The organism is Parvibaculum sp. (assembly GCF_035325945.1).
Lineage (GTDB): Bacteria > Pseudomonadota > Alphaproteobacteria > Parvibaculales > Parvibaculaceae > Parvibaculum.
On the sequence record NZ_DAOKYX010000018.1, the window covers coordinates 25,167 to 46,352 of the forward strand.

Below are 21,186 nucleotides of genomic sequence, written 5' to 3' on the forward strand. Positions count from 1 at the left end.
GCATGATCTGGAACCCGTCGTCGATCGGCTCGATAAGGTGCTCGGCCTCAAGGTCGCCTATAACGATCCGGGTGTCGGCATTTTCGGGCTCGTCAACGCTGTCATGCCGGTGGGCGGCGAATTTCTGGAAGTCGTGCAGCCTGTGAAGGACGATGCCTCGGCGCTTCGCTATCTCCGCAGGCGCGGCGGCGATGCGGGCTATATGGTGATCTTCCAGGCCGCAGATGCGCTTGGCGAGCGCGAGCGGATAAGGGGGCTCGGCGCCAGAGTGATCGCCGAGCGCGATGGCCGCTATACATTCACGCATTTTCATCCGGGCGATTTCGGCGGCGTACTGACCTCCGTCGATTCCGTTGCGGGCGTTGCCGACTGGTTCGCCCGCGACAGCGACTGGCCGCCTGCGGGCCATGACTGGCGCAATGCGCGCAATGAGCTTTCGACGGCGCTTCTCGGCGTCGCCGTTCAATCCGCAAGCCCGGCTGCGATGGCGGCGCGCTGGGGCCGGTTGCTCGGCGTCTCGGTTGCGGAAGGTCCGTCCGGGCCGCGGCTCGATCTCGCGCGCGGCTACGTCGATTTCATGCCGCCCGTCGATGAGGATGGAACCGGCGTCGTCGGCATCGACATAGCGGTGAGCGATCCCGCCCTCGTCATCGAGGCGGCGCACCGTCATGGCGTCCTGGTCAAAGGCGGGGCCGTGATGATCTGCGGCGTCCGCTTCAATCTCGTTCCCGCCGTCTGAAAAGAAAAGGCCGGAGCGGACACTCCGGCCTTTCCATTCGATCCGTATAGAGATCAGACGCTGTAATACATGTCGAACTCGACGGGGTGCGGCGTCATCTCGTAGCGCAGGCACTCTTCCCACTTGAGTTCGGCATAGGCTTCGATCTGCTCGACCGAGAAGACGCCGCCCTTGGTGAGGAAGGCGTGGTCGGCCTCGAGCGAAGTCAGCGCCTCGCGGAGCGAGCCGCAGACCGTCGGGATCTGCTTCAGCTCGGCCGGCGGCAGGTGATAGAGGTCCTTGTCCATCGGCTGGCCCGGATCGATCTTGTTCTCGATGCCGTCGAGGCCGGCCATCAGCATCGCCGCGAAGGCGAGGTAGGGGTTCGCGCCCGGATCGGGGAAGCGGATTTCGATGCGCTTCGACTTGGGCGAGGTGCCGTGCGGGATGCGGCAGGAGGCCGAGCGGTTGCGGGCCGAATAGGCGAGCAACACCGGTGCTTCGTAGCCCGGCACGAGGCGCTTGTAGCTGTTCGTGAGCGGGTTGGTGAAGGCGTTGAGCGCCTTGGCGTGCTTCAGGATGCCGCCGATATACCAGAGGCATTCCTGGCTGAGGTCGGCATATTTGTTGCCGGCGAAGAGCGGCTTGCCGTTCTTCCAGATCGACTGGTGGCAATGCATGCCCGAACCGTTGTCGCCGAAGACCGGCTTCGGCATGAAGGTCGCGGTCTTGCCATAGGCCTGGGCGACGTTGTGGATCACATACTTGTAGATCTGCATGTGATCGGCCGCCGTCGTCAGCGTCTGGAATTTCGTGCCGAGTTCGTGCTGGGCGGAAGCCACCTCGTGGTGGTGCTTCTCGATGACGACGCCCATCTCCTGCATGACGGTCAGCATCTCGCTGCGCAGGTCCTGCGCGCTGTCGATCGGGTTAGCCGGGAAGTAGCCGCCCTTCATGCGCGGACGGTGGGCGAGATTGCCGACCTCGTAGCGCGTGTCGGAGTTCGTCGGCAGTTCGATGGAGTCGACCTCGAAGCCCGTCTTGTAGGGCGAGGTGGAGAAGCGAACGTCGTCGAAGATGAAGAATTCGGCTTCCGGGCCGAAGACGATGGTATCGCCGATGCCTGTCGACTTGAGGAACGATTCAGCGCGCTTCGCCGTCGAGCGCGGATCGCGCGAATAGAGTTCGCCGGTCGCCGGTTCGACGATGTCGCAGAGAATGGCGAGCGTGTTCTGGGCGTAGAAGGGGTCCATGACCGCCGTCGCGAGATCGGGCAGCAGCACCATGTCGGATTCGTTGATCGCCTTCCATCCGGCGATGGACGAGCCGTCGAACATGGTGCCCTGCGCGAAGAACTCCTCGTCGCAGAAGCCGATATCGAACGTCACATGCTGCAGCTTGCCGCGCGGGTCGGTGAAGCGCAGGTCGATATATTTGACGTCCTTTTCCTTGATGAGCTGCTGAATGGAGGCGTAGTCAGCCATTTAATCTTCCCCGTTCTGGATGGGTGTGTAGCGGTGTTGGGTTCGGATGGTTCGCAGGCGGCTCGTCGCGTCAGATCGCGTCCGTCCCGGTTTCGCCGGTGCGGATGCGGATCGCCTCCTCGATCGTGGAAATGAAAATCTTGCCGTCGCCGATGCGGCCCGTGCGCGCGGCTTGCTGGATGGCCTCGACCGCCTTTGCCACCATCGAGTCGTCGAGGACGACCTCGATTTTCACCTTCGGAAGAAAATCGACGACATATTCCGCGCCCCGGTAGAGTTCGGTGTGACCCTTCTGGCGCCCGAAGCCCTTCGCCTCGGTGACCGTGATGCCCTGCAGCCCGACTTCCTGAAGGGCCTCCTTCACTTCGTCGAGTTTGAATGGCTTGATGATCGCCTCGATCTTCTTCATGTCTGACATCCTATGGCTTGGGTCGGAGCATCCGCCGTCAACAGCCTGATAGCATGTGTCGTGCCACACGACGAGAACTAGAATATTGTTTGGAATCAAATAGTTGCGAATAAGCGTCGAAAGCTTGCCCGGTGGCGGCCGAAAGCGCTGCACAATAAACGGTCAGTTTGGATAAAAAGCGGGCACGCGGCAAACCGGGCGGCGATTTGCAGGCGCGCCGACGGTTTGACATTCTCGCGCCCGCCGGCATGGCCGGGCAAGCGGGAATAAAGGAAGGGGAAGGCGCGATGCGGCCGGTGAACGGTGTTTTCGGGAATCTGGGCACGACGATTTTCACGGTCATGTCGGCGCTCGCATCCGAGCATGGCGCGCTCAATCTCGGGCAGGGCTTCCCGGACGATGAAGGCCCGGACGATGTTCGCGCCGTGGCCGCGAGGGCGATCATCGACGGGCCGAACCAGTATCCGCCCATGCCTGGCGTGCCCGCGCTTCGTCAGGCGGTAGCCGCCGCCAACAAGCGCTTCTATGGCCTCGACGTCGATTGGCAGAAGGAGGTGCTCGTCACGTCCGGCGCGACCGAGGCGCTGAACGATTGCCTGCTCGGCCTCCTTAATCCGGGCGATGAGGCGATCATCCTCGAACCCGCCTATGACAGTTACAAGCCGATCATCGAGGCGGCGGGAGCCAAGGTGGTGAGCGTCGCGCTCGAGCCGCCGCTCTGGACGCTGCCGCTGGAGAGGCTCGCGGCGGCCTTCTCGCCCCGGACGAAGCTCATCCTGCTCAACACACCGATGAACCCGACGGGCAAGGTCTTCACCCGCGCTGAACTCGACGCCATCGCTGCGCTTCTGATCGAGCATGACGCCTATGCCGTTTGCGACGAGGTCTATGAGCACCTCGTCTTTTCCGGCCATCGCCATGTGCCGCTGATGACGCTGCCCGGCATGCGCGAGCGCTGCGTGCGGATCGGTTCGGCGGGCAAGACCTTCTCGCTCACCGGCTGGAAGATCGGTTATGTCACGGGCCCGGAGCATCTGATGACGCCGATCATGAAGGTGCATCAGTTCGTGACCTTCACCACGCCGCCGGCGCTGCAAACGGCCGTCGCCTACGGGCTCGGCAAGGATGACGATTACTTCGCGGGCCTTGCGGGCTCGCTGGAAGCAAAGCGCGATCTCATGGCGCGGGGGCTGAAGGAAGCGGGCTTCGATGTGCTGCCCGCGGATGGCACCTATTTCATCAGCGCCGATTTCAGGCCGCTCGGCTTCAACGGCACGGATGAGGAGTTCTGCCGCGACATCACGGTCAAGGCCAAGGTCGCGGCCATTCCGATCTCCGCCTTCTATGCGGACCCCGCCGCCGCGCCGCGCCATCTCGCGCGCTTCTGCTTCTGCAAGCAGGATGCGGTCATTCAGGAGGCGAGCGCGCGGCTCGGAACCTACGCGCAGCGCCGGGCCTGAACCGGAAAATTCCGCCATGCGACTTCGGTTCGCGGCATGAGGGTGTATGCTGGCGGCCAAAGAGAAAGCGTCCTCATGCTCAATGCCCTTCGCCGCGACCCCGACAGCGCCGACGCCAGATGGCTCATCGTGTTTCTGCACGGCTATGGCTCGAATGGCGCGGACCTCATGTCCTTCGCCGATTTCTGGCAGGCCTCCATGCCCGCCGTCGCCTTCGTCGCGCCGGATGCGCCGACCGCAACGGCGGATGGCGGCTATCAATGGATCGGCAAGCGACCGGGAACCGACCCGCGCCTTTATGACGATGCGGTCGCCGCGCAAGCGGGCGTCGATGAATTCATCGACGGCGAGCTTCAACGGCTCGGCCTCGATGCCTCGCGCCTTGCTCTCGTGGGCTTCAGCCAGGGAACGGTGATGGCGCTTCATGCAGGGCTGCGCCGCAAGTCGGCGCCTGCGGCCATTCTGGGCTATGCGGGCGGCCTTGTCGGGCGCGAGCGGCTGGCGGCGGAGATAACTTCGCGCCCGCCCGTCATGCTCATCAATGGCGAACTCGACGAACTGGCCCCGGTCTATGGCATGCATGTCGCCGTGAAGGCGTTGAGCGAGGTGGGCATCGTCGCGGCGGGGCAGGCGCTTCCCGGGCTCGGCCATGCCGTCAACGCCGACGCGCTCATTCTCGGCGGGCGCTTCCTTCTCTCGGCCTTCGCCTATCGCGAGCGGCATGGCGGGTGAGGGCTTGTAATGGCCGCGCTTCACCCCATTTATGTTCCAAGCGCGAAGGTTCGCTGCGCGGGTCATCCCGGCGCCGGACCTGTGGCATTACAGGCCGGATGTACGCCGTGATGCCTCGCGCCACTTCCCCCTTTTGCCGATACGCAATCGTTTCGCAAAGCAAGGACGCCGCCCCTTTGGACGGCCTCGAATGACACATGACATCAAGAACTGACCGGAGGACCTCCGGCTCGTCGCGGCGCCGCTCGCCGGGGCGCGCGCAGGCGGTGAACCCTGCCCAGTGGCGCCAGAATTTCGAGCGCTACCGCGCGCTCGCCGAAGAGGCGGGCCGTGTCGCCGACCCGGTGGCCCGTGAGAATTACTACCAGCACGCCGAGCATTATCTGCGCCTGATCCACGAGGCGGGCGGACAGGACTGAGCGGCAGGCGCCGGATTTTCCGGGTCTGGCCGTTTGTCTCCGCCGCAGGTAACGTCCGCCCCAGGTGGCGCGGACGTTCCGCCGCCCGGGAACCTGTGTTGTGACCCTGACCCTGACGCATGAGCCGGCTTCCGGCACCGTCCAACTCGATCCGTCAGACCCGCTCGCGCCTCCGCCGCCAGCCGGGAACGAGCGCTGGAACATTCCTGTCACCCTGCTGCTCGCGCTCCTGCTGAACGCCCTTCTGCTCTCGGCGCTCTTCCTTCGTCTGCCCGCCCGCCCGCTGAAACAGCCGGCCGAGCCTCCCTCGATACCGGTTGAACTCGTCCAGCCGCCGCAGCCGCAGGAGCCGCCCAAACCTCAGCCACAACCGCAGCCAAAGCCGGAAGAAAAGCCGCAAGAGCAGGAGCGAATTCGCGAATCCGGCGGATCGAAGGACATTGCGCCCGGCAAGGCGCCGAAGACGACGGAAAAGCCGGTCAAGAACGAGCCGCCAAAGCCGGAGGCAAGGGTCAAGAAGCCTGAACCGCCCAAGACGGCCATGCCCGATTGGGCCCGTCAGCTTGAGCCCGGTTATGGCATCACACGGTCGCAAGACAGGACAACCTCGTCGCAGCCGAGCCGGGCAGCGCCGAACGATGCGTTCAGCGACACTCTGGGGCAGGGCGGCGGCGATCCCTATCTCAACCGCATGCGCGACCGGATTCTGGCCGCGCTTGTCTATCCGGCGGAGGTCGCGCGCGGCGCGATCGGCGAGGCCAAATATCAGGTGCTCATCGACCGCTCGGGCATGCTGCGCCGGTTGCGGCTGACCAGATCGTCAGGCTCCGTGGCGCTCGACCGCGCCGGTGCGGTGGCGATCCAGAATGCGAGCCCCTTCGAGCCGCCCCCATTCGACATACCGGGCGAGGTCATCGGCGTCGAATTTGCCCTTCGTATCCAGCCGAAGGCGGGCGAGTGAGCCTTGCCCGGCGGGCCTTTTGACAGGTGCGCGGCGCTGCTCTATGGTCCGGCCATCATGCAGAATGCGTCGCTGATGCTCAAAAAACAGACCGTCACCACGACCGCCGCTCGGCGGGCGTCGAAGGCGCATATCTGAACGAAAGAGCAGAGCGACCCTTGGACAAGCCCCGCCGGAACCGGACGGGGCTTTTGCTTTTGCGGTCTGGCCCCTCCGTTCATCCGGCATAACGGAGACGAAAAATGGCCTCGAACCTCTCTTCACCTCTCGTCGCGGTGGTCGGCGCGACGGGCGCCGTCGGCGTCGAAATGATCCGCTGCCTCGAGGAGCGGAATTTTCCGCTATCAGGCTTGCGCCTGCTTGCATCGCCCCGCTCGGCCGGCCGCAAGATGAAATTCCGCGGCGAGGAAGTCGCCGTCGAGGCGCTCACGGAAGAGAGCTTCAAGGGCGTCGGCATCGCGCTCTTCTCGGCGTCTGGTTCCGTCTCCCGCCAGTTCGCGCCCGTCGTGGTGCGCGAAGGCGGCGTCGTGGTCGACAATTCCTCGGCCTTCCGCATGAATGATGACACGCCGCTCGTCGTGCCGGAGATCAATGGCGGCGAGATCGCGCGCCACAAGGGCATCATCGCCAATCCGAATTGCGCGGCGACGATTTCCATCACGCCGCTCTGGCCCGTGCATCAGCGCAACCGGATCAAGCGCCTCATCATCGCCACCTATCAGGCGGCATCCGGCGCGGGCGCTGCGGCGATGGAGGAACTGCGCGCCTCGACGGAAGCCTATCTGCAGGGCCGCGACTATCAGAACACGGTGCTGCCGCATCCCTACGCCTTCAACCTCTTCAGCCACAACACGAAGATCGATCCCGTGACCGGCTACAACGACGAGGAGACGAAGGTCATCAGCGAGACGAAGAAGATTTTCGGCGACCCGGACATCTGCGTCTCCGCGACCTGCGTGCGCGTGCCGGTGCTTCGCGCTCATTCCGTCGCGCTCACATTCGAGTGCGAGCGTCCCATCGCGGCGCAGGAAGTGCGCGAGCTTCTGAAGACGGCGCCCGGCGTCAAGCTCGTCGACGATTGGGAGAACAATTACTTCCCGATGCCGAAGGACGCATCCGGCCAGGACGACATTCTCGTCGGCCGCATCCGCCAGGATCTCAGCGATCCGAGCGGCCGCTCGGTGACGCTCTTCAGCGCGGGCGACCAGCTTCTCAAGGGCGCCGCGCTCAATGCCGTGCAGATCGCCGAGCGCCTCGTCGCCTGACGCAGCGGAAACCGTGATGCCTCGTCTCCCGCTGGACATAGGGAGGCGAGGCATTATTCTCCCCGGCCATTGCAATCAGTGAAGCGCCGTGCACACGGCCGGAGGAGAATGAACGCGATGTCGAACGTCCAGCCCGAAGACCGTACACCGATCCTTGTCGGCTGCGGCCAGCTTGTGCAGAAGGAAAAGGACGTCGAGAAGGCGAAGTCGCCCATGCATCTGATGGCCGATGCGGCGCGGCTCGCGGCGGCGGATACGGGGCTCGGCGACGCGCTCTGGAAGGCCGTCGACAACATCACCGTCGTTCGCTTCATCACCGACAGCCCCGACTCCGGCCGCCTGACCTTCGGCCGCTATCCGAATGCGCCGAAGACGCTCGGCAACATGCTCGGCGCCAACGCATCGAAGAACTGCTACGGCCCGACCGGCGGCAACACACCGCAATATCTCGTCAACCACACGGCCGAACTGATCGCCGAAGGCGAAACGGATGTCGCGCTTGTGGCGGGCGCCGAATGCTTCGCGACGCTCATGCGCGCGCTCGGCCGCGGACAGACGCTGCCCTGGCACGACGAGCCGGGCGGCACGCGCATCGACATCGGCAATGAGCGTCTCGGCGTGAGCGAGGTGGAGAAGCGTCACAAGGTCCAGTATCCGGTTAACATCTACCCGATGTTCGAGAACGCGATCCGCGGCCAGAAGAAGCTCAGCGTGCGCGAGCACCAGCTCGAGATCGGCCGCCTCATGGCGCCTTTCACCGAGATCGCCGCCAAGCACCCGCAGGCGTGGTTTCCCGTTTCGCGGACGGCGGAAGAGATCGCGACCCCCGGCGATGATAACCGCTATGTCGGCTTTCCGTACACGAAGTATATGAACGCCATCATGCAGGTCGATCAGGCGGCGGCGGTGGTGATGATGTCGGTGAAGAAGGCGCGTGAACTCGGCGTGCCGGAGTCTAAGTGGGTCTATCTCCATGGCTGCGGCGATGCCAACGACATCTGGTATCTGAGCGAGCGCGTGAATTTCCATTCCTCGCCCGCGATCCGTACCATCGGCCGCAAGGCTCTCGACATGGCGGGCTGGTCGATCGGCGACATCGACTTCTTCGATCTCTATTCCTGCTTCCCCTCGGCCGTGCAGATCGGCCGCAACGAACTCGGCATCGCCGAGGACGATCCGCGCCCGCTGACCGTCACGGGCGGCCTGCCTTACTTCGGCGGCGCGGGCAACAATTACGTCATGCACTCCATCGCGACGATGATGGAGAAGCTGCGCGCGAAGCCGGGCTCGAAGGGGCTCTGCACTTCGAACGGCTGGTATGTGACGAAGCACGGGCTGGGCCTCTATTCGACCGAGCCGGTGAAGGGACCGTGGAAGCGCGAGAACCCGGCAAGCTACCAAGCCGAGATCGACAACGAGCCGCATCCGCAGGTGGACGAGACGCCGAACGGCAAGGCGAAGATCGAAACCTATACGGTCGTCAACGGGCGCGACGGCCCCGACTTCTCGATCGTGTTCGGCCGCCTCGACGATACGGGCGCGCGCTTCGTTGCGCACACGCCGAAGGATCCGGTCACGCTCATGGATATGATGGAGCGCGAGCAGCTCGGGCGCGGCGGCACGGTGAAGGCGGCGTCCGACGGCAGCGTGAACATCTTCACGCCCGAATAGACTGAAACGCCCCGTTTCGCTCCAGCGCCGTTCCGCGAAAGCCCGGCCGCTATCCATATGCGTCGCCACGACTGATTATTTACCGTGGCGACGCATATGACCGGGCGATAAAATCCCCGCGCTCAGTCAACTGAGGTGAGGGGAAAATCATGCGCATTCTGTTTGCGGTCTTGATTGCGTCTCTGGCTTTGGTGAGCGGCGCGAACGCGGAAGTCTACAACTGGACCGGTTATTACATCGGTGCGAATGCGGGCTATGGCTGGGGCGATTCAGACGTTTCCACAACGGCGTCGGCAGGCACCTATTTCGCGCCATCGAGCGTGGCGGCGGTCAATGCGGCCGGCCATGGCAAGGTCCATCCCGACGGTTTCGTCGGCGGCGTGCAGGCGGGCATGAATTGGCAGAACGGGAATCTCGTTCTGGGCGGCGAGGTCGATTTCAATGCCTATGACCTCAGCAAGTCGCGCACCATCACGGCTGTCTATCCGGCATTTGCGCCCGACACGTTCACGCTCGGGCAATCGGTCAAGGCGGACTGGCTGCTGACATTGCGGCCGCGCGTCGGCATCGCCATGGACAATCTTCTTGGCTATGTGACGGGCGGTCTTGCCGTCACCAATCTGAAGAATACAAATTCGTTCAGCGACACATTCGGCCTCGGCGCGACCGAATATGGTTCCGGCTCCAAGACCAAATATGGGTGGACGCTGGGGGCGGGCGTCGAGTATGCGCTGATGGACAACTGGTCGGCCAAGCTCGAATATCTTTACACGGATTTTGGCAGCGTCTCGTCGAGCGGCACGCTCACGGCGGCAGGGCCGAGCGCCGCGCCGTTCAGCCATTCGGCGGATCTGACATCGAGCACGCTTCGCCTCGGCGTCAACTACAAATTCTGATCGGCTTTGCCGGTAAACGGAAAGGTCCGGGCGGTTCTCCGTCCGGGCCTTTTCTCATCCGCGCGCCGCTTCCGCTGTCGATGCTTGCTGGATCGGCCATGGGGCGCCTATGTTCCGCCATCGCAATTCGCATGGGAACGAGCAGATGCCCCTCATCTATATGATCCGACATGGCCGCGCGGCGGCGAGCTGGGACGCGGACATGGACCCCGGCCTTGACGATCTCGGCCGCGCGCAGTCGGAAGCGGTCGCGCGCGAGATCGAGGCGCGGGCAGGGCGGAAGCTGCCGCTCGTCACGTCGCCGCTGCGCCGCTGCCGGGAGACGAGCGTGCCGCTCGCCGAACTCTGGGGCGCGAGCCCGCGCGTCGAGGCGCGTGTGGGGGAAATTCCTTCCCCGACGCATGATCTGAAGGAGCGCGGCGAATGGCTTCGCGCTTTCATGGCCGGAAGCTGGGACGCCGGCGCCGAGCCGCAGGGCGGCGTCGATTTCATGGCGTGGCGCAGGGGCGTGGTCGAGGCGCTGACGGCGCTCGAGGAGGACACGGTCGTCTTCAGCCATTTCATCGCGATCAATGTGGCGGCGGGCGCGGCCCTTGGCGATGAGCGCGTGGTCTCCTTCCGGCCGGATAATTGTTCCGTAACTGTGCTCGAGGCGAAGGGGTCCGTGCTTTCCCTTATCGAGAAGGGACGCGAGGCCGACACCAAGGTGAACTGAGGGCGCCGGGGCGCGACCCCGATTTGCCGCCTTGGCGACTCGCCTCATGCCGGTATAGTGGCGCGCATGTTCGATACGAGACATGCCCTGCTCACTGTCGATGAAATGTCGCGTGCCGATCGGCTGACGATCGAGCGCGGGCGTGCTGGAATCCTCCTTATGGAAAACGCAGGCCGCGCGGTCGCTGATGCCGTCTCCGAGCGTTTCGGGGGAGGGCGCGTCGCCGTTCTCTGCGGGCCCGGCAATAATGGCGGCGATGCCTTCATCGCGGCGAGCCTGCTCAAGGAGCGGGGGCGCGACGTTTCGCTCTTCCTTCTGGGCGAGCGCGAGCGGCTGACAGGCGACGCGGCCGAGGCTGCCCATCGCTGGAACGGGCCCGTGCACCCGCTGACGGCCGATGCGGCGGAGGGAGCTGCCGTCATCGTGGATGGCATTTTCGGCGCCGGGCTTTCGCGCGATGTGAACGGCCAGGCGGCCGAACTCATCCGCCGTGTGAACCGGGCCGGGCTCCCCGTCGTCGCCATCGACGTGCCGACGGGGCTCGATGGCGACACGGGGCAGGTGCGCGGCGAAGCCTTCAGGGCGCGGGTTACCGTTACCTTCTTCCGCAAGAAGCCCGGCCATGTGCTCTATCCCGGACGCACGCTTTGCGGCGAACTCGTCGTCGCCGGCATCGGCATTGACGATGAGGTGCTGCCGGAGGTCGCGCCCGCGACGTTCGAGAACGGGCCGGCGCTCTGGGGCGCGCATTTCCCGCAGCGGCGGGTCGAGGATCACAAATATTCGCGCGGCCATGCCATCGTCGTCTCCGGCGGCCCGTCCAATACGGGCGCGGCGCGGCTTGCGGCTCGCGGCGCGCTTCGCGCGGGCGCGGGGCTCGTCACCGTGGTTTCGCCGCCCAATGCCGTGGCGATCAATGCCGCGCAGCTCACCGCCGTCATGGTGAAGCCCTTTGCCGGGGCGGATTCGCTCACGAAGATCCTCGAGGACAAGCGCAAGAACGCATGCCTCATCGGGCCAGGCTGCGGCGTCGGTCCGACCACGCGCGAGAATGTGCTGGCGGCTCTTCTTTCCGGCGCCGCCATGGTGCTAGACGCCGACGCGCTGACCTCGTTCGCCGAAATCCCGCGCGATCTCTTCGTCGCCATCAAGGGCTATTTCGCCGGGCCGACCGTGCTCACCCCGCATGAGGGCGAGTTCCGCCGCATCTTCCCGGCCCTCGAAGGGGGCAAGCTCGCCCGTGCCCGCGCCGCCGCGGCGGAGTCGGGCGCCGTCGTCCTGCTCAAGGGGCCCGATACGGTGATCGCCGCGCCGGACGGGCGCGCCATCGTCAATACGAATGGCGGGCCGGAGCTTGCCACGGCGGGCTCGGGCGACGTGCTGGGCGGGATCATTCTGGGCCTCCTCGCGCAAGGCGTTCCGGCCTTCGAGGCGGCGGCCATGGGGGCCTGGCTCCATGGCGAGGCTGCGAGCTATTTCGGCATCGGCCTCGTCTCGGAGGATTTGCCCGAAATGCTGCCGGCCGTGTACCGCGACCTCGTGCCCGCCCTTCGCTGATCCCGCACCTTGGGCCGGACTCAGGGCAGAAGGGGTAGAACTGCCCGATTTTCGCCCGAAAGGGGCCCGAAAGGGCCGCTTCGGGGCGCTTTCTTTCGCCGCGCGGCGCTTCTCTTTTGCTGGCGTTCCCCCGGGTCCCTTGCTATAGAGAGCGCCGATTTGGACACGGGATGGCGGTCGAATGTCGCTGCCCGGGCGGGCCTTGCGGGCGTGGCGGAATTGGTAGACGCGCTGGATTTAGGTTCCAGTGCCGCAAGGCGTGGGGGTTCAAATCCCTCCGCCCGCACCAGGCCGGAAAGCCCAGCAATGACAATGGCCAGGAAGAAAAAACGGCCTAGCTGAAAGAACGGATTGCAAGATGCAGGTTACGGTCACGAGCGCTGAAGGTTTGAAGCGCGAACTCAAGGTTCAGGTTCCCGCCGGCGATCTGGAGACGCGCGTCGGTGCGAAGCTCGATGAGCTGAAGAACTCGATCCGCCTCAAGGGGTTCCGCCCGGGCAAGGTTCCGGTGGCGCATTTGCGCAAGACCTTCGGCAAGCAGGTGATGTCGGAAGTCATTCAGGAGGCCGTGGGCGAGTCGAGCCAGAAGGCGCTCGAGGAGCAGACGCTGCGTCCGGCGCTTCAGCCCGAGATCAATCTCGAGGGCGAGATCGAGGAGGTCATGAACGGCAAGGCCGACCTGACCTACAAGATGACCTTCGAGATCATTCCGAGCTTCGAGATCGCGGACTTCTCCAAGATTTCCGTCGAGAAGCCGGTCGCCGAGGCGACCGACGCCGATGTGGACGAGGCGCTGAAGCGTCTGGCCGAGAACCAGAAGAATTTCGAGCCCAGGGCCGAGGGCGCGGCGGCCGAGGAGGGCGACCTCCTGACCATCGACTTCATCGGCCGGATCGACGGCGAAGCCTTCGAGGGCGGCTCGGCTGAAGACGCAAGGCTGGAGATCGGCTCGGGCCGCTTCATTCCCGGCTTCGAGGACCAGCTCAAGGGCGCCAAGGCGGGCGACAAGGTCGACGTCAAGGTGACCTTCCCGGCCGATTACGGCGCGGAAAATCTCGCCGGCAAGGATGCCGTCTTTGAAGTGACGGTCAAGGAAGTGCAGGCGCCCGCCGAAGCGACGATCGACGACGAATTCGCCAAGCGCTTCGGCTTCGACGCGCTGGACAAGCTGCGCGAAGTGCTCGCCGAGCAGATCAAGTCCGATTTCGCCCGCATGTCGCGCATGCATCTGAAGCGCGCGCTTCTCGATGCGCTCGACGCCGAGCACAGCTTCGAGCTGCCGCCCACGATGGTCGAGCAGGAGTTCAGCCAGATCTGGTCGCAGTTCGAGCACGAGCTTCAGCATCAGGGCAAGACGCCCGCCGACCTCGAGGAGCCGGAGGAGCAGATTCGCGGCGAATACCGCAAGATCGCCGAACGCCGCGTGCGGCTCGGCCTCGTCCTTGCCGAAGTCGGCGAGAAGAACAAGATCTCGGTGACGGATCAGGAACTCAATCAGGCGCTGATGGATCGCGCCCGCCAGTTCCCCGGTCAGGAGCGCCAGGTCTTCGAATTCTACCAGCGCAACCCGCAGGCGATTTCCGAGCTGCGCGCGCCGATCTTTGAAGAGAAGGTCGTGGACTTCATCGCCGAGCTGGCGAAGGTCAGCGAGAAGACGGTCACGCGGGACGAGCTGTTCGCCGACCCGGACGCCGACGAGCATGACCATCATCACCACCATGATCACGATCATGACCACGGGCATGTCCACGACGAGAACTGCAACCACGACCATGATCACGATCATGGCGCCGAGGAAGCAGCCGCCAAGAAGCCCGCGAAGAAGCCGGCTGCCAAGAAGGCGCCAGCCAAGAAGAAAAAGGAAGATTGAGCGCCTTGTCGCTCACTCACACAAAAGGCCCGGAGAACACCTCCGGGCCTTTTCATTTGCGGAGTGTCTGGCAATAATTTTCCGTAAACGGAACATGTTGCGGCGGAGGGCGGGCAGGGGAGAGGCGGCGACGGCGCCGAATGTGACGGAATTGGGGCGGCCTCCTTTGTGGCTCGCCCGGAAAAAAATTCGTCCGGGGCCAGAAACAGCTTGCGCAGACTCAGGCGAGGCCATATGTGTGCGCGCATAAGACGCACACGCACGTGCCGCTGGCCCCTAGTTGGTTTATGCAACGACGGAAGCGTCCTTTTTGATCACGCCGGCTTCGCCGGGTCTTAAAGGGTGTTGACGATGTTCGCTTCCGAGCCGGGCCGCCGTGCCCGTTCGCGCCTCTCCACGAAATCCGAAATCACGACGCAGCCGGCAGGCACCACCCCCCGCGGGTCGGCCAAGCCTGCCGCGCGCAAGCGGACGAAGCTCGCGCTCGTCCACCGAGAAGCAGAGCTTCCGGCGGAGCGCGGCGGCCTGCCGCCCAAGATCGCCCGCTTCCTCGAAACTGCCGAACTGCCCTCGCCATGCCTCGTGGTCGATGTCGATCTCGTCGCGCACAACTGGCTCGAGCTTGCGCGCGCTTTGCCCGAGGCGCGGATCTTCTATGCCGTGAAGGCCAATCCGGCGAACGAGATCGTGGCGCGGCTCGCGCGGCTCGGTTCCTGCTTCGACACGGCGAGCATGGGCGAGATCGACCTCTGCCTTCGCCACCGCGTCTCTCCCGACCGCATCTCCTTCGGCAACACGATCAAGAAGGAGCGGGACATCGCGGCTGCCTTCGCGAAGGGCGTGCGCCTGTTCGCCTTCGATTCGGAGGCCGAGCTTGAAAAGCTCGCCCGCTCCGCGCCGGGTGCGCGCGTCTATTGCCGCGTGCTGATGGAGTGCGAGGGCGCCGAATGGCCGCTCTCGCGCAAGTTCGGCTGCGAGCCAGAGATGGCCGCGGAGCTGCTCGTCCGTGCGCGCGATCTCGGCCTCGATCCCTATGGTGTTTCGTTCCATGTGGGTTCGCAGCAGACGGACCTGACGCAATTCGACAAGGCGCTCGCCGGAACGGTTGCGCTTTTCGAGAGGGTGGCGGCGCAGGGCATTGCGCTCCGCATGGTGAACATGGGCGGCGGCTTTCCGTCTCGCTATCGCACCGACGTGCCCTCGATCGAAGCCTATGGCGCGGCCATCCGCGAGGCCCTGTCGCGCCGCTTCGGCGAGCGGCTGCCGGACATCATCGTCGAGCCGGGGCGCGGCGTCGTGGGCGATGCGGGCGTCATTCAGTCCGAAGTGGTGCTGGTCGCCGAGAAGGGCGGCGCCGACAACCGGCGCTGGGTCTATCTCGACGTGGGCAAGTTCCACGGGCTTGCCGAGACGATGGACGAGGCTATCCGCTATCGTCTGCAGACCTCCCGCGACGGCGGCGAAACCTCGCCGGTCGTGCTGGCGGGCCCGACCTGCGACAGCGCCGACATACTCTACGAGAAGGCCGACTATCGCCTTCCCGTGGCGCTGGAGGCGGGCGACAAGGTGCTGATCCTCGCCACCGGCGCCTATACGACGACCTACTCGGCGGTCTCCTTCAACGGCTTTCCGCCGCTGGCGAGCGTCTGCATCTGAGCGGCGGGACGCAGCGGAAACTCCGGCGTATTCAGGCTCTTGCGACCGGCGGGGGTATGCCCCGCCGGCGGCTTGCCGGTGCCGGAATGGCGGGGGCTTAAATCACCGGCCTCTCGCCTTATATAAGCGTTGAGCTAAGATGCACCGTCCATTTACCGAATCGCTTTATGCCGTTCAGGGGCGTGATTGGCCGAAGGATGACTATGCCCGCCCGGCCCCGCGACGCGCTGACGCTCAGGAGAGAGAATGAAAGACCCGCTCGATACTTACATGAATCTCGTGCCGATGGTGGTCGAGCAGACCAACCGGGGCGAGCGCGCCTATGACATCTTCTCGCGTCTCCTGAAGGAGCGGATCATCTTCATCGCCGGTCCCTTCGAGGACGGCATGGCGACGCTGGTGACGGCGCAGCTTCTCTTCCTCGAAGCCGAGAATCCGAAGAAGGAAATCTCGCTCTACATCAATTCGCCGGGCGGTATCGTGACCTCGGGTCTTGCCATCTACGACACGATGCAGCACATCCGTCCGCCGGTCGCGACCGTCTGTCTCGGTCAGGCCGCGTCGATGGGCTCGCTGATTCTGACGGCGGGCGAGAAGGGCATGCGCTTCGCGCTGCCGCACTCCCGAATCATGGTGCATCAGCCTTCCGGCGGCTTCCAGGGTCAGGCGACGGATATCGAGATTCACGCCCGCGAGACGCTCGCGATCCGCGAGAAGCTCAACATGATTTATGTGAAGCACACCGGCCGGAGCCTCAAGGAAGTGCAGGACGCGCTGGAGCGCGACAATTTCATGAGCCCGGAAAGGGCGCTTGAATTCGGCCTCGTCGACCATGTCGGCGTTCCGCGCTCCGAGGAAGCCACGAAATAACGAGCGGCAAATCCGCATCTGCGTTGCGGATTTCCGATAGTGGCCGGCCGGTTTTTCGGCGAAACATGCGCGATTACGTAGCGTGGAGACCGGGATTCCGGCCCGGCGACGGGTGAGTTTCGCTTATTTGTAATGAAATCTTGATCCCTCGCCGAATAACATGCTCGTATGTCGGAGAAGTGACGGATCGGGGATCCGTCTGAGTCCCTCAAGCGTTTGAGAAATGAGGGTTTTTCGATCGGTACTGGCGGCGGGCAAGAACGGTGCAAAGGTTGAGGCGATCCGGTTTCTTTCGCCGGCAGATGCCTAAGGAGTTTCTATGAGCAAGGTGAGCGGCGGCGACTCCAAGAATACGCTTTACTGTTCCTTCTGCGGCAAGAGCCAGCACGAGGTACGGAAGCTTATCGCGGGGCCGACCGTCTTTATCTGCGACGAGTGCGTCGAGTTGTGCATGGATATCATCCGTGAGGAGAACAAATCCTCGCTGGTGAAGTCGCGCGACGGCGTTCCGACCCCGCAGGAAATCTGCAACGTGCTGGACGATTACGTGATCGGCCAGGCGCATGCGAAGCGCGTGCTTTCGGTCGCGGTGCACAATCACTACAAGCGCCTGAACCACGCGGCGAAGAACAACGACGTCGAACTGGCCAAGTCGAACATCCTGCTGATCGGCCCGACCGGCTGCGGCAAGACGCTGCTCGCGCAGACGCTCGCCCGCATCCTCGATGTGCCCTTCACCATGGCCGATGCGACGACGCTGACCGAGGCCGGCTATGTCGGCGAGGATGTCGAGAACATCATCCTCAAGCTGCTTCAGGCGGCCGACTACAATGTCGAGCGCGCGCAGCGCGGCATCGTCTATATCGACGAGGTCGACAAGATCAGCCGCAAGTCCGACAACCCGTCCATCACGCGTGATGTATCGGGCGAGGGCGTGCAGCAGGCCCTTCTGAAGATCATGGAAGGCACGGTCGCCTCCGTTCCGCCGCAGGGCGGGCGCAAGCACCCGCAGCAGGAGTTCCTGCAGGTCGACACGACCAACATACTCTTCATCTGCGGCGGCGCCTTTGCGGGCCTCGAAAAGATCATCGCCCAGCGCGGCAAGGGCTCGGGCATCGGCTTCGGCGCCACCGTGCGCGCGGAGGACGATCGTAGGACCGGCGATATCCTCAAGGAACTTGAGCCGGAGGATCTGCTGAAGTTCGGCCTGATCCCGGAATTCGTCGGCCGCATGCCGGTTCTGGCGACGCTGGAGGATCTCGACGAGTCGGCGCTGATCCAGATTCTGACGGAGCCCAAGAACGCGCTCGTGAAGCAGTATGAGCGCCTCTTCGAGATGGAGAATGTGAAGCTCACATTCTCCTCCGACGCGCTGCACTCGATCGCCAAGAAGGCCATCGAGCGCAAGACGGGCGCTCGCGGCCTGCGCTCCATCATGGAAGCGATCCTGCTCGACACGATGTTCGACCTGCCGACGCTGGAAGGCGTGGAAGAGGTCGTCATCAGCGCGGAAGTGGTAGAGGGCAAGGCGCGTCCGCTCTACATCTACGCGGAACGCAAGGGTGACGTTGGGACAAGCGCCTGACCGGACCGGCCGGAAAGGCTCGTGTGAACGGGCCTGATCCGGCGTTCCGCGCGGCCCGCGCGATTGTTTCCCGGATATGGAGTGGCCTTGAAAGCGGAAGCTGTCAGGGCCATTTTCCTTTCAACCATGGTCAATTCCGGCCACGCCCAGGCGCCGTCGCGCCATGCCGGCAAACCGGCTCCCGGAGCAGGTGCTTTCGAGAGACGCGCCCCGAACTCCGAATCCGGCTATCCTTCGGCAGGCACTCTCGCAATCAGCATTCGTTCAGTTTCGGATGCTAGGGTCGAACGTCGCCAAGGGCGGTTAGTAAAAGCAGGTATCAGAGAATGACTGATAAGGACGAACGGACATCTCAGGCGGGCGGCGAGGGCGAGAAGCTCGTACTGCCGGTTCTGCCGTTGCGCGATATCGTCGTCTTCCCCCACATGATCGTGCCGCTCTTCGTGGGCCGCGAGAAATCGGTGCGCGCGCTCGAAAACGTCATGCAGGACGACAAGCAGATATTGCTCGTCGCGCAGAAGAACGCCGCTGACGACAATCCCGAAGTGGGCAGCATCTATCAGGTCGGCACCATCGGCTCGGTGCTTCAGTTGCTGAAGTTACCCGACGGCACGGTGAAGGTGCTGGTCGAGGGCGTGAAGCGCGCGCGCGTCGAGAGCTACACCGACAACGAGCAGTTCTTCGAGGCCAATGTCGAGACGATCGAGGAAGTGGAAGCCGACGACGAACAGCTAGAGGCGCTGGCGCGTTCGGTCGTGTCGCAGTTCGAAGGCTATGTGAAGCTCAACAAGAAGGTGCCGCCGGAGGTTTTGGGCTCCGTGACCCAGATCGACGAGCCGGCCAAGCTTGCCGATACGATCGCGAGCCACATCAATCTCAAGATCGCCGAGAAGCAGGAGCTTCTGGAACTGCCGTCGGTCGCCGAACGGCTGGAGCGCGTCTACTCGCTCATGGAAGGCGAGATCAGCGTGCTGCAGGTGGAAAAGCGCATCCGCTCGCGCGTGAAGCGCCAGATGGAGAAGACGCAGCGCGAGTACTATCTGAACGAGCAGCTCAAGGCGATCCAGAAGGAGCTGGGCGACGGCGAGGACGGCAAGGATGACTTGCGCGAACTCGAGGAGCGCATCCAGAAGACCAAGCTCTCCAAGGAAGCGCGCGAGAAGGCGCAGGCCGAGCTGAAGAAGCTGAAGCAGATGAGCCCCATGTCGGCCGAAGCGACCGTCGTGCGGAATTATCTCGACTGGCTGCTCTCGGTTCCGTGGAACAAGAAGAGCCGCATCAAGCGCGATCTCAACAATGCGCAGAAGATCCTCGATGCCGATCACTTCGGCCTCGACAAGGTCAAGGAGCGCATCGTCGAGTATCTGGCCGTGCAGAGCCGCGCCAACAAGCTGAAGGGGCCGATCCTCTGCCTCGTCGGCCCGCCCGGCGTCGGCAAGACCTCGCTCGGCAAGTCGATCGCCAAGGCGACGGGACGCGACTTCGTGCGCATGTCGCTTGGCGGCGTGCGCGACGAGGCCGAAATCCGCGGCCACAGGCGCACCTATATCGGCTCGATGCCCGGCAAGGTCATCCAGTCGATGAAGAAGGTGAAGCACACCAATCCGCTCTTCCTGCTCGACGAGATCGACAAGATGGGCGCGGATTTCCGTGGCGATCCTTCGGCGGCGCTTCTCGAGGTGCTCGACCCGGAGCAGAACAACGCCTTCGCGGACCACTATCTGGAGGTCGATTACGATCTCTCCGACGTGATGTTCGTGACGACGGCCAACACGCTCAACATTCCCGGCCCGCTGATGGACCGCATGGAGATCATTCGCATCGCCGGTTACACCGAGGATGAGAAGGTCGAGATCGCGCGCCGTCACCTCATCGCCAAGGCGCTCGAGGCTCACGGGTTGAGGAGCGGCGAGTGGTCGATCGACGACGAGGCGCTGCGTCAGCTCATCCGCGTCTATACGCGCGAGGCGGGCGTTCGCAACCTGGAGCGCGAGATCAACAATCTCGCCCGCAAGGCGGTGAAGGAAATCCTCACCTCCGATCACAAGTCGATCGCAGTGACGAAGGACAACATCGAAACCTATGCCGGCGTCCCGAAGTATCGCTATGGCGAGGCCGAGGGCGAGGATCAGGTCGGTGTCGTCACGGGTCTGGCCTGGACGGAAGTGGGCGGCGAATTGCTGACCATCGAAGGCGTGATGATGCCCGGCAAGGGCCGCATGACGGTGACGGGCAACCTTCGCGATGTGATGAAGGAATCGATCTCGGCAGCCAACTCCTATGTCCGCTCGCGGGCGACGCGCTTCGGCATCGAGCCGCCGCTCTTCGACCGCAGGGACATCCACGTCCACGTGCCGGAAGGCGCGACCCCGAAGGACGGTCCCTCGGCGGGCGTGGCCATGACGACGGCGATCGTCTCCGTCATGACCGGCATCCCGGTCCGCAAGGACGTGGCGATGACGGGCGAGATCACGCTGCGCGGCCGCGTGCTTCCGATCGGCGGGTTGAAGGAGAAGCTCCTGGCGGCGCTTCGGGGCGGCATCAAGAAGGTGCTGATCCCGCAGGACAACGCCAAGGATCTGGCCGACATCCCGGACAATGTGAAGAACGCTCTCGAGATCGTGCCAGTGTCCACCGCCGATGACGTGCTCAGGAACGCGCTGACGCGCATGCCCGAGCCGATCGAGTGGGACGAGGCGGCCTATGCCGCCCAGCAGGCGGCTGACAAGCAGCGCGATTCCAGCGAGCCGGTAATCGCCCACTGAGGGCGGCGACGGCACGGACGGCGAATCGGCTCGGCCTGCGACAAAAATACGGACGGGGGTCCTCTGGACCCCCGTTTTGCGTTCCGGGTGCTAAAATATCGCGGATTTCCGCAGTTTTTACTTTGACCCCCTTCTTCGGCGGCGGGTAAAGTC

General features: G+C 64.1%; 16 protein-coding genes, 1 tRNA gene and 1 pseudogene. 16 read left to right on the forward strand and 2 right to left on the reverse strand.

The annotated features are described in order from the left end of the window. Positions 1-739 (forward strand): hypothetical protein (locus PKA57_RS10020; RefSeq protein ID WP_324300107.1); only part of this gene is annotated, 739 nt, incomplete at its 5' end. Between the two features lie 53 nt (positions 740-792). Here PKA57_RS10020 and glnA read toward each other — a convergent pair. After that, positions 793-2,202, reverse strand: coding sequence for a type I glutamate--ammonia ligase (gene glnA, locus PKA57_RS10025; RefSeq protein ID WP_324300110.1), 1,410 nt, complete (start codon positions 2,200-2,202; stop codon positions 793-795). Positions 2,203-2,272: 70 nt separating this feature from the next. Next, positions 2,273-2,611, reverse strand: coding sequence for a P-II family nitrogen regulator (locus PKA57_RS10030; protein WP_324300112.1), 339 nt, complete (start codon positions 2,609-2,611; stop codon positions 2,273-2,275). A 287-nt stretch (positions 2,612-2,898) separates the two neighbouring features. Between PKA57_RS10030 and PKA57_RS10035 the strand changes: the two genes are divergently transcribed. From PKA57_RS10035 to lon, 15 genes and pseudogenes are all read left to right on the forward strand, one after another. After that, positions 2,899-4,071, forward strand: coding sequence for an aminotransferase (locus PKA57_RS10035; protein ID WP_324300114.1), 1,173 nt, complete (start codon positions 2,899-2,901; stop codon positions 4,069-4,071). 75 nt (positions 4,072-4,146) lie between these two features. After that, a complete protein-coding gene (locus PKA57_RS10040; protein ID WP_324300116.1) occupies positions 4,147-4,803 on the forward strand; it encodes a phospholipase in 657 nt (218 codons plus the stop codon). 296 nt (positions 4,804-5,099) lie between these two features. After that, positions 5,100-5,198 (forward strand): annotated as a pseudogene (locus PKA57_RS10045) (DUF4167 domain-containing protein); the annotation flags it as partial. Between the two features lie 124 nt (positions 5,199-5,322). Continuing rightward, positions 5,323-6,183 carry a TonB family protein gene (locus tag PKA57_RS10050; protein ID WP_324300118.1) on the forward strand — a complete coding sequence of 287 codons (861 nt, stop codon included), beginning with the start codon at positions 5,323-5,325 and terminating at the stop codon, positions 6,181-6,183. Between the two features lie 242 nt (positions 6,184-6,425). Beyond that, positions 6,426-7,448 (forward strand): aspartate-semialdehyde dehydrogenase, encoded by a 1,023-nt coding sequence (locus PKA57_RS10055; RefSeq protein ID WP_324300120.1) that lies wholly within the window; start codon positions 6,426-6,428, stop codon positions 7,446-7,448. A gap of 117 nt (positions 7,449-7,565) precedes the next feature. Next, on the forward strand, positions 7,566-9,119 hold the full coding sequence (locus PKA57_RS10060) for an acetyl-CoA acetyltransferase (RefSeq protein ID WP_324300122.1): 1,554 nt from the start codon (positions 7,566-7,568) through the stop codon (positions 9,117-9,119). Positions 9,120-9,268: 149 nt separating this feature from the next. Next, positions 9,269-10,015, forward strand: a complete 747-nt coding sequence (locus PKA57_RS10065; RefSeq protein ID WP_324300124.1) for an outer membrane protein — start codon at positions 9,269-9,271, stop codon at positions 10,013-10,015. A 145-nt stretch (positions 10,016-10,160) separates the two neighbouring features. Then, complete coding sequence (locus PKA57_RS10070; protein ID WP_324300126.1) at positions 10,161-10,730, forward strand: histidine phosphatase family protein; 570 nt, start codon at positions 10,161-10,163, stop codon at positions 10,728-10,730. A gap of 66 nt (positions 10,731-10,796) precedes the next feature. Further along, entirely contained in the window at positions 10,797-12,287 is a 1,491-nt protein-coding gene (locus PKA57_RS10075) for an NAD(P)H-hydrate dehydratase (RefSeq protein ID WP_324300128.1), read from the forward strand. A 204-nt stretch (positions 12,288-12,491) separates the two neighbouring features. Continuing rightward, positions 12,492-12,576: transfer RNA gene (locus PKA57_RS10080), tRNA-Leu, on the forward strand. Between the two features lie 69 nt (positions 12,577-12,645). Next, positions 12,646-14,157 carry a trigger factor gene (gene tig / locus PKA57_RS10085; RefSeq protein ID WP_324300130.1) on the forward strand — a complete coding sequence of 504 codons (1,512 nt, stop codon included), beginning with the start codon at positions 12,646-12,648 and terminating at the stop codon, positions 14,155-14,157. 351 nt (positions 14,158-14,508) lie between these two features. Next, positions 14,509-15,813, forward strand: a complete 1,305-nt coding sequence (locus tag PKA57_RS10090) for a type III PLP-dependent enzyme (protein WP_324300132.1) — start codon at positions 14,509-14,511, stop codon at positions 15,811-15,813. 246 nt (positions 15,814-16,059) lie between these two features. Beyond that, a complete protein-coding gene (locus PKA57_RS10095) occupies positions 16,060-16,683 on the forward strand; it encodes an ATP-dependent Clp protease proteolytic subunit (RefSeq protein WP_324300134.1) in 624 nt (207 codons plus the stop codon). Between the two features lie 319 nt (positions 16,684-17,002). Beyond that, positions 17,003-18,268, forward strand: coding sequence for an ATP-dependent Clp protease ATP-binding subunit ClpX (clpX, locus tag PKA57_RS10100; RefSeq protein WP_324300136.1), 1,266 nt, complete (start codon positions 17,003-17,005; stop codon positions 18,266-18,268). Between the two features lie 326 nt (positions 18,269-18,594). Further along, positions 18,595-21,033 carry an endopeptidase La gene (gene lon / locus PKA57_RS10105; RefSeq protein WP_324300138.1) on the forward strand — a complete coding sequence of 813 codons (2,439 nt, stop codon included), beginning with the start codon at positions 18,595-18,597 and terminating at the stop codon, positions 21,031-21,033. Positions 21,034-21,186 lie beyond the last annotated feature (153 nt).

Bases quoted from the DNA above. Each gene is read 5' to 3' on its own strand.
- tig (WP_324300130.1), top strand. From the start codon at position 12,646: ATGCAGGTTACGGTCACGAGCGCTGAAGGTTTGAAGCGCGAACTCAAG.
- PKA57_RS10095 (WP_324300134.1), top strand. From the start codon at position 16,060: ATGAAAGACCCGCTCGATACTTACATGAATCTCGTGCCGATGGTGGTC.
- PKA57_RS10070 (WP_324300126.1), top strand. From the start codon at position 10,161: ATGCCCCTCATCTATATGATCCGACATGGCCGCGCGGCGGCGAGCTGG.
- clpX (WP_324300136.1), top strand. From the start codon at position 17,003: ATGAGCAAGGTGAGCGGCGGCGACTCCAAGAATACGCTTTACTGTTCC.
- PKA57_RS10035 (WP_324300114.1), top strand. From the start codon at position 2,899: ATGCGGCCGGTGAACGGTGTTTTCGGGAATCTGGGCACGACGATTTTC.
- glnA (WP_324300110.1), bottom strand. From the start codon at position 2,202: ATGGCTGACTACGCCTCCATTCAGCAGCTCATCAAGGAAAAGGACGTC.
- PKA57_RS10075 (WP_324300128.1), top strand. From the start codon at position 10,797: ATGTTCGATACGAGACATGCCCTGCTCACTGTCGATGAAATGTCGCGT.
- PKA57_RS10055 (WP_324300120.1), top strand. From the start codon at position 6,426: ATGGCCTCGAACCTCTCTTCACCTCTCGTCGCGGTGGTCGGCGCGACG.
- PKA57_RS10065 (WP_324300124.1), top strand. From the start codon at position 9,269: ATGCGCATTCTGTTTGCGGTCTTGATTGCGTCTCTGGCTTTGGTGAGC.
- PKA57_RS10090 (WP_324300132.1), top strand. From the start codon at position 14,509: ATGTTCGCTTCCGAGCCGGGCCGCCGTGCCCGTTCGCGCCTCTCCACG.
- PKA57_RS10040 (WP_324300116.1), top strand. From the start codon at position 4,147: ATGCTCAATGCCCTTCGCCGCGACCCCGACAGCGCCGACGCCAGATGG.
- PKA57_RS10060 (WP_324300122.1), top strand. From the start codon at position 7,566: ATGTCGAACGTCCAGCCCGAAGACCGTACACCGATCCTTGTCGGCTGC.
- PKA57_RS10030 (WP_324300112.1), bottom strand. From the start codon at position 2,611: ATGAAGAAGATCGAGGCGATCATCAAGCCATTCAAACTCGACGAAGTG.
- lon (WP_324300138.1), top strand. From the start codon at position 18,595: ATGACTGATAAGGACGAACGGACATCTCAGGCGGGCGGCGAGGGCGAG.